The sequence below is a fragment of the Undibacterium sp. KW1 genome (genome assembly GCF_009937955.1).
GTDB lineage: Bacteria > Pseudomonadota > Gammaproteobacteria > Burkholderiales > Burkholderiaceae_D > Undibacterium.
This window is the reverse complement of sequence record NZ_AP018439.1, coordinates 5,915,575-5,928,831: the sequence shown is the minus strand read 5'-3', so window position 1 is coordinate 5,928,831 and position 13,257 is coordinate 5,915,575. Positions and strand designations below refer to the sequence as shown.

The window sequence follows — 13,257 nt, the reverse complement described above, 5'->3', positions numbered from 1 at the left end:
CCGCACAACAGCTCCTGACAAAGTAGAAATCAAGCAGAGATTAATTTGTTGTTGTCGCCTGTGCTTCCATATTTTGCATCAAGGCCGCCTCGTTAAAGGATTCACAGCATATTTCGCTGGACGTGCGTGAGCCGTAATGGGTGATGAATTCATCAAAGCTGCCGCTTTGCGTGCTCTCCATCTCTGCCTGCTCCGCCAATGATTTTTTTGCCATGCTGGTATACAAGGCCAGTTGCTCCGGTGCGGGTGGGCGGGCGCGGAATTCTTCTGCCAGCAGCGTGCTTTGCTGCAGGGCGAACTGAGTGAAAGAATTATTTGCGGCGCGTATCGCATCAAGCACTTTGGCAGAAGGCGTTAGTTCAGGATGTTGCAGTTTTTCAATCTGCACCTGCATGGCCTGGGCGTGGCTGCCATCACCACGTTGTGCATCGAGCAGGGCTGCTACCGGCGCGATACGTTCCAGTAATTCCTTGCCCCAGTCCTGTAGTGAAATGGCTTCGCCATGGCGCGCCAGCATCAGGCCAGGACGGCGGCCTTGTTTGACGGTCAGGGCAAAATTCTCGACATTCTCATCGCCTTCAGTCTGGTTCGTCAAAGGACTTTCTTCCAGTGCGCAAAACAGCAGGAAGGCATCAAGGAAGCGTGAAGTCTCAAGGCTGATGCCGAGTGGGTCAAAAGGATTGACGTCCATGCAGCGTACTTCTATGTATTGCACGCCACGTGCGCACAGGGCCTCTACCGGGCGCTCACCGGTTTTGATGACGCGTTTCGGCCTTATCGTGGCATAAAACTCGTTCTCAATTTGCAGTACATTGGTATTGATCTGTACCCATTCACCGTTTTGTTGCGTGCCTATCTTTTCATACGCTGGGTAGGGCTGGCGCACTGCCAGCGACAGGCTGCGCATATATTCAAGCAAGGTGTTATACGGCGGTACCAGGCCAGACTGGGCATTGTTCTGGTAACCAAGATCACTCATGCGCAGGCTGGTGGCATACGGCAGGTACAGGGTATCGTCAGACAGGGTTTCCAGTTGATGCGGGCGGCCACGCAGGAAAGGTGTCGATAGCGCAGGCGAGGCACCGAACAGGTACATCAGCAGCCAGCTATAGCGATGGAAATTGCGTATCAGGGCGATATAACTTTCAGACTGCACATGCATGGCACTGCCGCTGCTATGTTCGGCCTGCTGCAAAACTTTCCATAAATCTTCAGACAGCGAATAGTTGTAGTGTATGCCAGCGATGCATTGCATGCTTTTGCCATAACGCAGGGCCAGTCCGCGACGATAGACATGCTTGATCATGCCTATATGCGAATTGCCATACCAGGCGATAGGGATGTCTTTTTCTTCCGGCAGGCTGCAAGGCATGGATTGATGCCACAGCATTTCATTGCCCATGACGGTATAGGCAAAACGGTGGATATTGTCGAGTTCTTCCAGCGCGGTGGCAATGTCTGGCTCAGCCGGGGTGATGAACTCCAGCAGGGATTCAGAATAATCCGTCGTGATCTGTGGATTCGTCAAGGCCGAACCCAGGGCCGGCGAGTGTGGTGTCAAGGCCAGCTTGCCATCGGCGTGCACGCGCAGGGTTTCCCTTTCTATGCCACGCAGGCCACCAGCAAGCAAAGGACGGTTTGCATCACTATCGAGTAGCGCCAGGCGTCGGTTTAACAGAGTGCTCACGGTGTCTTCCTTCAAGATTTTGTTGTCTTTGCAATCAGATTTGCAAAAAATATCGAGCAAGCATAGCCGAAAAATGAAAAAGGCATACGACAGCGCTCAAATTTCAAATATGAAAACTTTTTTAGTTTATAACAGTCTCATGACCAGCCGGTTTCAAGGTCAATGAAGTCCAATCAATCCCGCATTGCAGCAATGAAAGAAAAGTTTCCTTGTTTTGTTGGCATCGCTTTAGAATGCCTTAATAAATTTCATACAGGAGTTGAAGTGTCTATCAAAAAGATGTCTGTACTCATGTCAGCCAGTGTACTTGGTCTGGCAACGTCCGGTCTGGTGCTGGCTGTTGAGCCCACCCCGGGCTCTTCTCCCGTGCCACCCTTGGCGGCAAAGGTCAAATGGCAGGAAACCCGGCATGGCGAAGTTGTCATGGACGATTATCGCTGGCTGCAAAAAAAAGAAAATCCTGAGGTCATTGCTTACCTGAATGCAGAAAATGCCTATACCGAAGCACTGACTGCAGACATCAAACCCCTGTCGGAAAAACTGTATGCAGAAATCAAGGGCAGAATGAAAGAGGTGGATTTGTCCGTGCCTGTACGCCGTGGCAATTACTATTATTACTCGCGTACTGAGGCGGGCAAGCAATATCAGCTGTATTGCCGCCGTCGTGCAGGCTCTGACATGGCCTATGACGACAAGGCCGCAGAAGAAATCCTGCTGGACCAAAATGAAATGGCCAAGGGACAAAAGTTCTTTGCCGTTGGTGGCAGCTCCATCAGCCCGGACGAGCAATTACTGGCTTACACGACAGACACGGTGGGTTATCGTCAGTACCAGTTGCACATCAAGAATCTGCGCACAGGCGAAATACTCAGCGACAGCCAGCCACGCGTAACCTCAATGGCCTGGGCCGCGGACAACAAGACCCTGTTCTATGTGCAGGAAGATGCCACCACCAAACGCTCTGACCGCCTGTTCCGCATGGAGACAGGCAAGCCGCCAGTAGAAATCATGCATGAGGCAGTGGAACAGTTTGCCCTGCAAGTTGGCACCACCCGCGACAGGAAGTTCATTGTTGTCAGCAGCGATGCCACTGATACCAGCGAAGTCATGTTGCTAGCGGCGGATAAACCGCAAGACAAATTCCATAGCGTGCTCGGGCGTCAAAAAGGCCACCGCTATCATCTGGAACACCGCAATGGCGACTTGTATATTGTCACCAACAAGGATGCCAAAAACTTCCGCGTCGTACGTGCGCCGCTGGCAACGCCAGACAGCAAGCACTGGCAGGAAGTGGTCAAACATGACCCTGAGGTACTGGTCTTTGGTGCCGACCTGTTCAAGGACTATATGGTTGTCACAGAAAAGACCCAGGCCCTGAATCGCGTCCGTATCTACGACTTCAATAACAAACAGTGGAAGACAGTGAAGTTTGATGACCCTGTGTATCTCGCCACCGGCGCGGGTACTCCTGAGTTTTCTGCCACCCGCTTCCGAATGTCTTACCAGTCACCTGTGACGCCAGTGACCACGCTGGATGTGGACATGGCGACAGGTCAGCGCTATGTACTCAAGCAGCAGGAAATCGTCGGCGGCTATGATGCCAGCAAATATGAGAGCCGCCGCCTGTGGATGACGGCCAGGGATGGTGTCAAGGTACCCTTGTGGGCGGTGTATAAAAAGGGTGTGCAACTCGATGGTTCTGCACCTTTGCTGTTGTACTCGTATGGCAGCTATGGTTATTCCACCGAAGCGACCTTTACCTCCAGCCGCCTTAGCCTGCTGGACCGTGGCGTCATTTATGTGCAGGCGCATATACGTGGTGGCCGTGACATGGGTGAACACTGGCATGACGATGGCATGCTGATGAAAAAGAAAAATACTTTCTATGATTTTATCGATAGTGCTGACTACCTCATCAAACAAAAATGGACCAGTGCAGACAGGCTGATCATCCAGGGTGGCAGTGCCGGTGGTTTGCTGATGGGGGCAGTTGTCAACATGCGTCCTGACTTGTTCCATGCCGTGCATGCTGCCGTGCCTTTTGTCGATGTCATGAACACCATGATGGATGCGAGTTTGCCCTTGACCACGGGTGAATACCTGGAGTGGGGTAACCCGAATGAAAAACCGGCATACGACTATATGCGCAGTTATTCACCGTATGACAATATCGCGCGCAAGGCTTATCCAGCCATGCTGGTGACTACAGGTTTGAATGACAGCCAGGTCATGTACTGGGAGCCTGCCAAATACGTTGCCAAACTGCGTGATTTCAAAACCGATAAAAATCCTCTGCTGTTGAAAACCAATATGGCGGCGGGGCATGGTGGCGCATCAGGCCGTTATGATGCCCTGCGTGAAAATGCATTCAATATGGCCTGGATGCTGTCGCAATGGGGTATTAAAGAGTAATTGGTTAGTCATTAAGCTGGTCTTGTCCTGCATGATGAGACCAGCTTTAGTCTGTTGAAAAAATAAGGAATGAGACATGAACTTCGCTTACACCATTATCTACGTCCCTGACGTTGCCGCATCGCTGGCTTTCTTTGAGAAAGCCTTTGGATTTGCTACCCGTTTCCTGCATGAATCAGGCATGTACGGCGAGCTCGATACCGGTGCCACGACGCTGGCATTTGCCGCGCATGCCATGGGTGATATGAATTATTCCTGTGGTCATGTGGCTGCACACAGTTCAGAAAAACCGCTGGGCATGGAAGTCGCATTTACCACCGCTGATGTAGCAACTGCTCACGCGCAGGCGATTGCTTTGGGTGCCCAGGAATTGTCTGCCCCGGCTGAAAAACCCTGGGGCCAGGTAGTATCTTATTTGCGTTGCCCTGATGGCAGCCTGGTGGAATTGTGCACGCCCATGGGAGGGTGAGACTTACCATTGCCGCCATCATTGCAGCCCTCGTTTTGTTAAAAAAGCGGGGCCGCTATTCCCAGGAAAAATATTTCTTGCGCAGCTTTTGTACCGTGCCATCTTTTTGTAAAGCTTCATAGGCTTTGCGCCAGGCCCGTTCTTCATCTTCACTGACATTTATGGAACTGGCCATATACAGTTCGGCGCTGCCCATGTTCAGACCTGTGCTGAAATCTTCCAGGCGGAAGCCATATTCTTCTATCGCTGATGTCATGATGGCATAGCCGGAATACACGGCATCTAGGCCACCCAGTTGCAATAACTTGAGCAGGCTCTGGTAATCTTTTTCATACTGAATATTCCGGAAATTCTGGGCGTGCAAATCGTTTTCCAGCGAAGAGCCACGCACTATACCCACACGCAAGCCGCGCAACTGTTCCAGCGTTGCGTTTTCTATATTGACACTGCCAGAGCGCTTGCCAAAAAAGCGGTTAGGCGCTGTGCCCAGATGTATCAGCCATTTAAAACTGCTTTCACGGTCTGCTGTTCTGTCCAGTGGGAAGACGCCATAATTCTGACCTTCCTTGGTCATCTTGACTGCTCTCGCCCAGGGGTAAATACTGAGATTGGGTTTGCGCCCTAGTTGGGTTGACATGGCCGTAATCAATTCATGCACATAACCTTGCGGAGCATTTTGCTGTAGCCACAGATACGGAGGTAATTCTGCAGAGACCCATTTGATTTGCCCGTCGGCAGCAGGCTGCGCCTGACAGGGCAGATTGAACAGCAAAGCAAGCAGGAAAATGAATTTTCTCATCTCAGTCCCATACTGCAAATGTAGCCAATATAGCTTGATGTAGCCATTTTTTGGTCGTTTTACCAAGCTTGCAAGTCTGGGAAAAAATCATGTTCCCAGAGAAATTCCAGTATTCAGGCTATGGCTGGGCAGGTCAAGCGAATTTTTATCACGTAGGCTGATTTTTTCTGCCAAATAAGTGTCCAGGCCGAGAGTAATTTGCCATTTGTATTTTGCCTGGAATTGTCTATAACAATGATTAAGGCAGTTGCACATCCTGTCGTTTTTTCTGCTGGAGACTGTTGTAAAACCAAGATGGCCAGGCAAGCTTCAACAACAGGCCAGCTTATCTTGCAAGCAACCCGGCAGAGCATACGATGCTTGCTGTCTTGTCCCCTGACCATGGTGGTCACCGCGATATTCTCGCAAAGCCTCAGTGCTTTCTTACCTTGATGGAGATAGTCATGAGACGCAGACTGTATTTCATGTTGCCTGATCTGGCCAGCGCCAGGGCCATGCTCGATGAACTTTTACTTGCTCGCATAGATGAGCGACACATGCATTTTTGCGCCAGGGAAGGCACGCTGCCAGCCGATATGCCGGAAGCCAATTCTTTCCAGAAAACGGATCTCATACATGGTGCCGAAGTTGGCATGCTCATCGGCGGTATCGCTGGTTTGCTGGCGGGTGGACTGTGGCTCATCTTCCCGCCCGAAGGCATGGAAATGCGCATACTGGCGGTACTGGTCTCTGCGATAGGTGGTTCGCTATTTGGCTCCTGGGCATCCGGCAAGGCAGCCAAGTCCATACCCAGTTCCAGTCTCCAGCCTTTTATGGACGACATAGAAAGCGGCAAAGTCTTGCTGATGGTGGATGTGCCCTTCAAGCGGATAGCAGAAATCCAGCAGCTCGTCAGTAATCGTCATCCTGAAATCCGCTTTGGTGGTGTTGATCCGCATGTGCCGGTATTCAGCTAATGGAGTAGTTACAGGGCTGTTCTCTTCATGTACGCACCTTGTTCTTTTCGGTCAGGGTGCGGCATCTTTGTTCCTCCAAAACGACCTGCTTGCATAAGCGCCAATTCGGCATACAATGGCTAGTTTTTAGACAACATTGCCGAACATGACAGTGAATGCCCTTGAGTTGCACAAGCTGTGCAAGAACTTTGGCCGCCCAGCCGTAGAGAACCTGAACCTTACCGTGCGCCGTGGTGAGTTATATGCCTTGCTGGGCCCCAATGGTGCGGGCAAGACCACGACATTGCGCATGGTGGCAGGGTTGATCTCTCCCGATTTTGGCAGCATCCATATACTGGGACAGGAACTGGCTGCTGACCCTGCACTGGCCAAGAGTAAACTCGCTTACCTGCCCGACGACCCCATGTTGTACAACAAGCTCAAGCCATTTGAGTACCTGGAATTTGTCGCTGGCCTGTGGGGTGTCCCGGCAGAAGTCGCCGAACCCAAGGCGCGTGAATTGCTGGAATGGCTGGATTTATTGAAGCACACAGATGAGCTGACTGAAGGTTTTTCGCGCGGCATGAAGCAAAAGCTGGCACTGGCAGGAGCATTGATACACCAGCCTGAACTGATCATCCTTGATGAACCTCTGACTGGTCTGGACGCAGCCGCTGCCAGACAGGTCAAGGATGTTTTGCTGAATCATGTCAAACAGGGTGGCACCGTTATCCTGACGACGCACATTCTGGACGTGGCAGAACGCCTGGCAGAGCGCATAGGCATCATACAAAACGGCAAGCTCATTGCTGAAGGTACGCTGGAAGAATTGCGCAACCAGACCAGCCAGACTGCGGGCACACTGGAAGAAGTCTTTTTGCAATTGACGGAGCCCGCATAATGGCGCGTGTCTTGCAATTCAAACCAGGCAGCGCTGCCTGGTTGCTGGCGCACGAGTGTCGTCTGGCTTACTATGATATGGGCGAGAACAAGCCTGGCCGCAAGGCGGCGCGTGGCATGTCTGCATTTGGCATGTGCTTCCTGGGTTTCATGTATCTGTCTGCCCACTTTGGTGTCTGGCTGCTCATGCGCAAGATGCCAGCCTTGCAGGACGCGCTGCCAGCACCCTTGCTGATTGGCGCAGGTCTCGCCATGCTGGTGATTTTCAGTTTCATGCTGTCGCTGGGTTTGACGCGCAGCGTGCGGGCGCTGTTCGAGCGTGGCGATCTGGATTTGCTGTTGTCGTCGCCGCTGTCATCAAAGACCATATTCAAGGTCAGGCTGACCGGCATTATCTTTTCTGTAGGCATCTGGTTCTTTGCCTTGCTGACGCCGGTGGCGAATACAGGATTGATCTTGGGTCAATGGCGCTGGCTGGGTATTTATCCTGCCTTGCTTGCCATGGCCATACTGGCCGCGGCTCTGTCGATGTTGCTGACCCTGGCGCTGGTCAAGAGCTTGGGGGTACGCAAGACCAAGACGGTGGCACAAATCCTTGGTGCCCTGACTGGTGCGGGCATGTTTATTATCACCCAGTTATTCGGCAACCTCGGCAAGGACATGCGTGAAGGCGTGCTGAAGCATATCATGCCCTGGTTCCAGCCCGGTGGCACGCTGGATGCAGACAGCATCGTGTGGATACCTGCCAGGGCTTTCTTTGGTTCCCCTGGCGCGATCGCGGGTTTTTTGCTCTTCAGTGCCCTGATTTACTGGCTGACAGCACAGTCCACCCACAGATTTTTTATCACAGGCGTGCAACAGGCAGTTGGACAAGTCCGCAAAGCTGTCCCTCAGGAGCAGGGTAAGGCAGGGCATGCCACTCACTTTGGCCGCAGTCTGCGCAGTACCATCATACTCAAGGAATGGCGCCTGATAGCGCGCGACCCCAACCTGATTTCCCAGGTCTTGCTGCAATTACTGTACATCGCTCCCTTGTTCTTTTTGATTTTCAAATCCAAGGCGCTATTGCCAGGTGTCGCATCCGGCATGGTGTTCCTGGCAGCCTCGCTGGCCGGTTCACTGATCTGGATCATCATCGCTGCGGAAGATGCGCCTGACCTGTTGCAGGCAGCGCCAGTCAAAGGCAGTTTCATCCTTAGCAGCAAACTGCTGGCGGCAGTCCTGCCTGTATTGATGCTGATTTTGCCTGCGCTGTTGTGGCTGCTGTTGCAACAATTTTTGCTGGGCCTGGCCGTCATCGCCTGTACCCTGGCAGCAATGCTGAGTTCGGCGCTGATCCACCTGTGGCAATCCAAGCCAGCCAGCCGCGCCCAGTTCAACAAGCGCGGGCAGACGCAATTGATGGCTAATCTGCTCGAGGCTGCCACCAGTTTTTCCTGGGCCGCCTGCGTCTTTGTCGGCATGCAATTTGGCATCTGGGTATTTGCCCCCCTTGCCGTTGCCACACTGGCCCTGGGTGTCGCCTGGTTTAGCCGTATTGAACGAAATCTGTAATCATCAGTCTATTATCATCAGTTTATTATTGGTCTGTTTTTAGCTTCTTTCTGGCTCCTTTTTGCTTCATTGCTGCGTACCTAACAACCTGGGAAATCTCTTACCATGCCTGTGTTCACGAAGAAACGCGTTTTTGTAGCCATTGCTGTTTTACTCGTCGCTGGTGCAGCCGCCAGCTATTATCAGAAAGAAAACAACAAAGCCAAGGAAGAAGAACCCAAATACAAAACCGCCGTGGTGGACAAAGGCAATATCACCCAGACCGTGACGGCCAGTGGCACGCTCAATCCGGTGGCGTTGATCAATGTCGGTTCCCAGGTGTCAGGTACGGTGGTGGAACTGAAGGCCGACTTCAATGACCGCGTCAAGCAAGGTCAGGTCTTGCTGAAACTCGACCCCACCATCTTCAATGCCCAGATCAAGCAGAGTGAAGCGAGTCTGGCATCTGCCGAGGCATCAAAACGCCTGGCCCAAGCCACGCTGGAACGTAACCAGAAGCTGGTCACACAAAACTACATCTCTGGTACCGCCATGGACCAGGCCAAACGCGAAGTCGAAGTGGCAGATGCCAATATCAAACTGGCACGTGCCCAGCTTGACCGTGTCAAGGCTGACCTCAACAACAGCGTCATACGTTCGCCTATAGATGGCGTCATCATCAAGCGTACCATCGATATGGGGCAGACTGTGGCAGCCTCTTTCCAGACGCCTAACCTGTTCCAGATAGCGCGTGACCTGACCAAAATGCAGATCGATACCAGCGTATCGGAAGCCGATGTCGGCTTGCTCAAGGATGGTCTGCCAGCGCGTTTTGTCGTCGATGCCTACCCTGACCGTGAATTTGAAGCCAAGCTGCGCCAGTTCCGCCTCGCGGCGAATGTGCAGCAGAATGTGGTGACCTATAACGTGGTGCTGGATGTCGATAACAAGGATGAATTGCTGAAACCCGGCATGACAGCGCAAGTACGCCTGGTCGTTGGCAGCCGTGAAAACGTCGTGCGTATCCCTACCGCAGCGCTACGTTATAAACCTAGCGAAGAAGAACAGGCCAAGGAAGCCAAGGCACTCAAGGAAAAGGAAAAAAATGCCGGTGGATCAGCTACTGCCTCAACTGCCGCCAGTGCCAATTTGCCAGCGCCTGAGGTTGATGATGACGTAGCCTTCCGTACCAAAAAGGACCTGACCCGCACCTTCAAACTCTACAAACTCGATGACAAGAACCAGGCCAAGACCGTCGATGTCAAAATCGGCTTGTCGAATTTCAAATATACCGAAGTCATTTCCGGTGATTTGAAACCTGGTGACAAAGTCATTACCCGCGCACTGGATAAAGCCGGGGCACGCTGATGAGCGATACCCTGATAGCGATACGCCAGGTGACCAAGAGTTATTTCTCTGGCGGCGTAGAAACCAAGGTCTTGCATGGCATAGATGTGCAGGTGCCGCGCGGCGACTTTCTGGCCGTCATGGGCCAGTCCGGCTCCGGCAAATCCACGCTGATGAATATACTTGGTTGTCTCGACCAGGCCAGTAGCGGTTCTTATCTGCTCAATGGGGTTGATACCCTGAGCCTGTCGCGTGCTGAACTGGCAACCATACGCAACCGCACTATCGGTTTTGTATTCCAGAGTTTCAACCTCATCAAGCGCATGAGCGTGGCAGAAAATGTCGCCCTGCCTTTGATCTATGCTGGAGTCGGGCGCGACAAGGCACACAAGAAAGCGCTGGTGGAACTCGAAAGAGTGGGGCTCAAGGAGTATGCCAAACGCCTGCCGAATCAATTGTCTGGCGGCCAGCAGCAACGTGTGGCGATTGCCCGCGCCCTTGTGGCTGATCCACCACTGATACTGGCAGATGAACCTACCGGTAATCTGGATACCCAGACCAGTGAAGACATCATGCGTTCGCTACAGCAATTGAATGCAGACCGTGGCATTACCATTTTGCTGGTCACGCATGAGCCGGATATTGCGGCCTATAGCAAACGTCTGGTACGCCTCAAGGATGGTCATGTTTTATACGATGGTCCGGCAGCAGAAGGCTTGCGCCAACTGGCAGCCTCGCATGCCGAATACTCTGAAGCACAGGGAGGTGGCAAATGAATTTCCTCCAGGTTTTTATAGAGGCATTCCGTTCCATGAATGCCAACCGCTTGCGCACGGCCTTGACCATGCTGGGCATTATCATCGGCATTACCTCGGTCGTCATGATGCTGGCCGTTGGTGAAAGCGCGAAAAAATTCATTGCCAAGGAGCTGGAAGTATTGGGCAGCAATCTGATGATTATCTCGCCTGGTGCCAACCGTACCCAGGGCGTGCGCGCGCGTACTGGTACTGCGCCTTCATTGTCGGTAGAAGATGCATTGGCCCTGAATGATTTAAGCAGCCTGAATGGCGCTGCGCCTGCCTTGCAGGGTTTTTTCCAGCTGACGGTGGGGAATGACAATTCCAATAATGCCGTGCTCGGCGTCACGCCAGAAATGTTCAAGGTGCGTAACTGGAAAGTCGATCAGGGTAATGAATTCAGCGATTCCGACATCCGTGGTGCGGCACGCATGGTCATCATAGGCAAGAAGCTGGCAGACCAGTTCTTTTACAAGGACAACCCCATAGGCCAGTTCGTACGCATAGACAATGTGCCCTTTCAGGTGGTTGGCGTCTTGCAGGGGGAGGGCCGCATGTTTGATGGTGGTGACCTCGGTGAGATGGTGCTGATCCCGATTACCTCTGCCCGCGCGACCCTGATGCGCAGCCCTTTCCCGCGCAATGTGCATTATGTCGTGGTGCAGGGCAAGAGCGACAAGCAGTTGAAGGAGGCTGAAGAAGACATCAAAGATATGTTGCGTGACCGTCACCATATCAAGGCCGGGCAGGAAGATGATTTCCGCATCGATAACCTGGCTTCGATAGCCGAGACCGGCGCCAAGATCAGTGCTGGCCTGGCTGCGATGCTGGGTGCCATTGGTGCTATCTCACTCATCGTGGGCGGCATAGGCATCATGAATATCATGCTGGTGTCAGTCACTGAACGTACCCGCGAAATAGGCATACGCATGGCGATAGGTGCCAAGCCGCGTGATGTGTTGTTGCAGTTCCTGACCGAGGCCGTAGTGATTTGCCTGGTTGGCGGCATCATAGGCATTTTGCTGGCGATGGCGGGGGCGGCGGCGATTACTTCTACCGGCAAGCTCGAAGTCGTCATCGGTTTGCAAGCGATGGTGGTGGCCTGCGGCTTTGCCAGCTTTGTTGGCATCTTCTTTGGATTCTATCCGGCACGGCGCGCTTCACGTCTATTACCCGTTGATTGCCTGCGCTATGAGTGATACATGTTGACGACTAACAAATGATAAAAAATAGGGAGTAACGAGCGATGAGTTTATTAGGCAATATTTTGTGGTTGATACTGGGTGGCTTTGTTACTGGCCTGGCATGGTGGTTTGCAGGCCTGATTGCGTTTATCAGCATCATCGGCATACCCTGGGGTAAAGCTTGCTTTGTTATCGGGCAATTGAGCTTCATGCCTTTTGGTAAAGAAGTCGTCAACCGTGTGGATGTCAGCGGGCAGGAGGATATAGGTACCGGGGCACTGGGCATGATAGGCAATATCATCTGGTTCATCTTTGGCGGTATCTGGCTGGCCCTGGCCCATCTGATGTCTGCCCTGTTTTGCTTTGTCACCATCATAGGCATACCGTTTGGCATACAACACCTGAAGCTGGCAGCAATTGCCATCGCGCCTATAGGCAAGACTGTCGTGGATAAATAAAGCCAGAACAAAAAAACAAAAAAGCTCAGGATTTTTAGTCCTGAGCTTTTTTGTTTTGGTGTAGCGGTTTATTTCTTGCTTTTCGCCATCAGGCCTTCGAGTACCTGCATGGTCGCTGCGCCCAGCTGGTCGCGTGAAATATTGCTATTCGCGCCACCTACCATTGAAGGATTGGTCAGGAAACGGCCGTCGACTACAAAGGTCGGCGTGCTATCGACTTGGTAGCTGGAAACCAGCTTGCCCAGGCTTTGCAGTTTGCCAAGGACAGAGAAAGAATTATAAAAACTCACGAACTTGGCCTTGTCTATGCCATTCTTGACAGCCCATGCAATATTGTCATCGTCGCTGGACAAACGGTTTCTTTCCACATGCCAGCTAGCCAATACCTTGGCATGCAGGCTGGCTTCCAGGTTCATGGCTTCCAGTGTCAGGAACAGATGTGCTTCCGGGTCTTTGGCACCAGTCAGCGGCAAATGGATACGGCGGAAAACGATATTGTCGCCCTGCTTTTTTACCCACGCATTGATGGTTGGTTCCAGCGCATTACAGGCCGGGCAGTGATACATGAAAAATTCTATGATTTCAATTTTCTTGCCCGTGGCCTGGGTGGCTTGCGGGTTTTTCAGGGTAATGAAATCGCTACCTTCTTTTGGGGCGGCTGGAGAGGCGAGCGCTGTCGCAGAGACAAAGCCCAGGGTGACAAATAATAAGCGTAAGAAGCGCATGGGTTCCTTTA

General features: G+C 52.4%; 13 protein-coding genes. 9 read left to right on the top strand and 4 right to left on the bottom strand.

The features are described 5' to 3' along the window. Positions 1 to 40 precede the first annotated feature (40 nt). Entirely contained in the window at positions 41 to 1,687 is a 1,647-nt protein-coding gene (gene gshA, locus UNDKW_RS26770; protein WP_162061249.1) for a glutamate--cysteine ligase, read from the bottom strand. Positions 1,688 to 1,951: 264 nt separating this feature from the next. Here gshA and UNDKW_RS26765 point away from each other — a divergent pair, with 264 nt between their 5' ends. Then, positions 1,952 to 4,099 (top strand): S9 family peptidase, encoded by a 2,148-nt coding sequence (locus UNDKW_RS26765; protein WP_232063137.1) that lies wholly within the window; start codon positions 1,952 to 1,954, stop codon positions 4,097 to 4,099. Between the two features lie 76 nt (positions 4,100 to 4,175). Further along, positions 4,176 to 4,568: a VOC family protein gene (locus UNDKW_RS26760; protein WP_162061248.1), complete on the top strand. Its 393-nt coding sequence runs from the start codon at positions 4,176 to 4,178 to the stop codon at positions 4,566 to 4,568. A 55-nt stretch (positions 4,569 to 4,623) separates the two neighbouring features. Here UNDKW_RS26760 and UNDKW_RS26755 read toward each other — a convergent pair whose 3' ends face one another. Then, complete coding sequence (locus UNDKW_RS26755; RefSeq protein ID WP_162061247.1) at positions 4,624 to 5,367, bottom strand: ABC transporter substrate-binding protein; 744 nt, start codon at positions 5,365 to 5,367, stop codon at positions 4,624 to 4,626. Positions 5,368 to 5,480: 113 nt separating this feature from the next. Further along, the gene (locus UNDKW_RS26750) at positions 5,481 to 5,759 is read right to left on the bottom strand and encodes a hypothetical protein (protein WP_162061246.1); all 279 of its coding nucleotides are present in this window, start codon (positions 5,757 to 5,759) and stop codon (positions 5,481 to 5,483) included. A gap of 51 nt (positions 5,760 to 5,810) precedes the next feature. Between UNDKW_RS26750 and UNDKW_RS26745 the strand changes: the two genes are divergently transcribed. From UNDKW_RS26745 to UNDKW_RS26715, 7 genes are all read left to right on the top strand, one after another. Continuing rightward, complete coding sequence (locus tag UNDKW_RS26745; protein ID WP_162061245.1) at positions 5,811 to 6,323, top strand: DUF1269 domain-containing protein; 513 nt, start codon at positions 5,811 to 5,813, stop codon at positions 6,321 to 6,323. 145 nt (positions 6,324 to 6,468) lie between these two features. Further along, positions 6,469 to 7,203, top strand: coding sequence for an ABC transporter ATP-binding protein (locus UNDKW_RS26740; protein ID WP_162043857.1), 735 nt, complete (start codon positions 6,469 to 6,471; stop codon positions 7,201 to 7,203). Then, positions 7,203 to 8,756: a hypothetical protein gene (locus UNDKW_RS26735; protein WP_162061244.1), complete on the top strand. Its 1,554-nt coding sequence runs from the start codon at positions 7,203 to 7,205 to the stop codon at positions 8,754 to 8,756. The genes UNDKW_RS26740 and UNDKW_RS26735 overlap by 1 nt, the downstream gene beginning before the upstream one ends. Before the next feature lie 105 nt (positions 8,757 to 8,861). Then, complete coding sequence (locus UNDKW_RS26730) at positions 8,862 to 10,103, top strand: efflux RND transporter periplasmic adaptor subunit (protein WP_162061243.1); 1,242 nt, start codon at positions 8,862 to 8,864, stop codon at positions 10,101 to 10,103. Continuing rightward, on the top strand, positions 10,103 to 10,858 hold the full coding sequence (locus UNDKW_RS26725; RefSeq protein ID WP_162061242.1) for an ABC transporter ATP-binding protein: 756 nt from the start codon (positions 10,103 to 10,105) through the stop codon (positions 10,856 to 10,858). The genes UNDKW_RS26730 and UNDKW_RS26725 overlap by 1 nt, the downstream gene beginning before the upstream one ends. Beyond that, positions 10,855 to 12,078, top strand: a complete 1,224-nt coding sequence (locus UNDKW_RS26720) for an ABC transporter permease (protein ID WP_232063136.1) — start codon at positions 10,855 to 10,857, stop codon at positions 12,076 to 12,078. Before UNDKW_RS26725 ends, UNDKW_RS26720 begins: the two co-directional genes overlap by 4 nt. Positions 12,079 to 12,125: 47 nt before the next feature. Continuing rightward, complete coding sequence (locus UNDKW_RS26715) at positions 12,126 to 12,521, top strand: YccF domain-containing protein (protein ID WP_162061241.1); 396 nt, start codon at positions 12,126 to 12,128, stop codon at positions 12,519 to 12,521. 68 nt (positions 12,522 to 12,589) lie between these two features. On the opposite strand, the gene UNDKW_RS26710 is transcribed toward UNDKW_RS26715, so the two are convergent. Next, on the bottom strand, positions 12,590 to 13,246 hold the full coding sequence (locus UNDKW_RS26710; RefSeq protein WP_162061240.1) for a thiol:disulfide interchange protein DsbA/DsbL: 657 nt from the start codon (positions 13,244 to 13,246) through the stop codon (positions 12,590 to 12,592). Positions 13,247 to 13,257: the final 11 nt, after the last annotated feature.

Bases quoted from the DNA above. Each gene is read 5' to 3' on its own strand.
- UNDKW_RS26740 (WP_162043857.1), top strand. From the start codon at position 6,469: ATGACAGTGAATGCCCTTGAGTTGCACAAGCTGTGCAAGAACTTTGGC.
- UNDKW_RS26735 (WP_162061244.1), top strand. From the start codon at position 7,203: ATGGCGCGTGTCTTGCAATTCAAACCAGGCAGCGCTGCCTGGTTGCTG.
- UNDKW_RS26755 (WP_162061247.1), bottom strand. From the start codon at position 5,367: ATGAGAAAATTCATTTTCCTGCTTGCTTTGCTGTTCAATCTGCCCTGT.
- UNDKW_RS26745 (WP_162061245.1), top strand. From the start codon at position 5,811: ATGAGACGCAGACTGTATTTCATGTTGCCTGATCTGGCCAGCGCCAGG.
- UNDKW_RS26730 (WP_162061243.1), top strand. From the start codon at position 8,862: ATGCCTGTGTTCACGAAGAAACGCGTTTTTGTAGCCATTGCTGTTTTA.
- UNDKW_RS26710 (WP_162061240.1), bottom strand. From the start codon at position 13,246: ATGCGCTTCTTACGCTTATTATTTGTCACCCTGGGCTTTGTCTCTGCG.
- UNDKW_RS26720 (WP_232063136.1), top strand. From the start codon at position 10,855: ATGAATTTCCTCCAGGTTTTTATAGAGGCATTCCGTTCCATGAATGCC.
- UNDKW_RS26715 (WP_162061241.1), top strand. From the start codon at position 12,126: ATGAGTTTATTAGGCAATATTTTGTGGTTGATACTGGGTGGCTTTGTT.
- UNDKW_RS26725 (WP_162061242.1), top strand. From the start codon at position 10,103: ATGAGCGATACCCTGATAGCGATACGCCAGGTGACCAAGAGTTATTTC.
- UNDKW_RS26760 (WP_162061248.1), top strand. From the start codon at position 4,176: ATGAACTTCGCTTACACCATTATCTACGTCCCTGACGTTGCCGCATCG.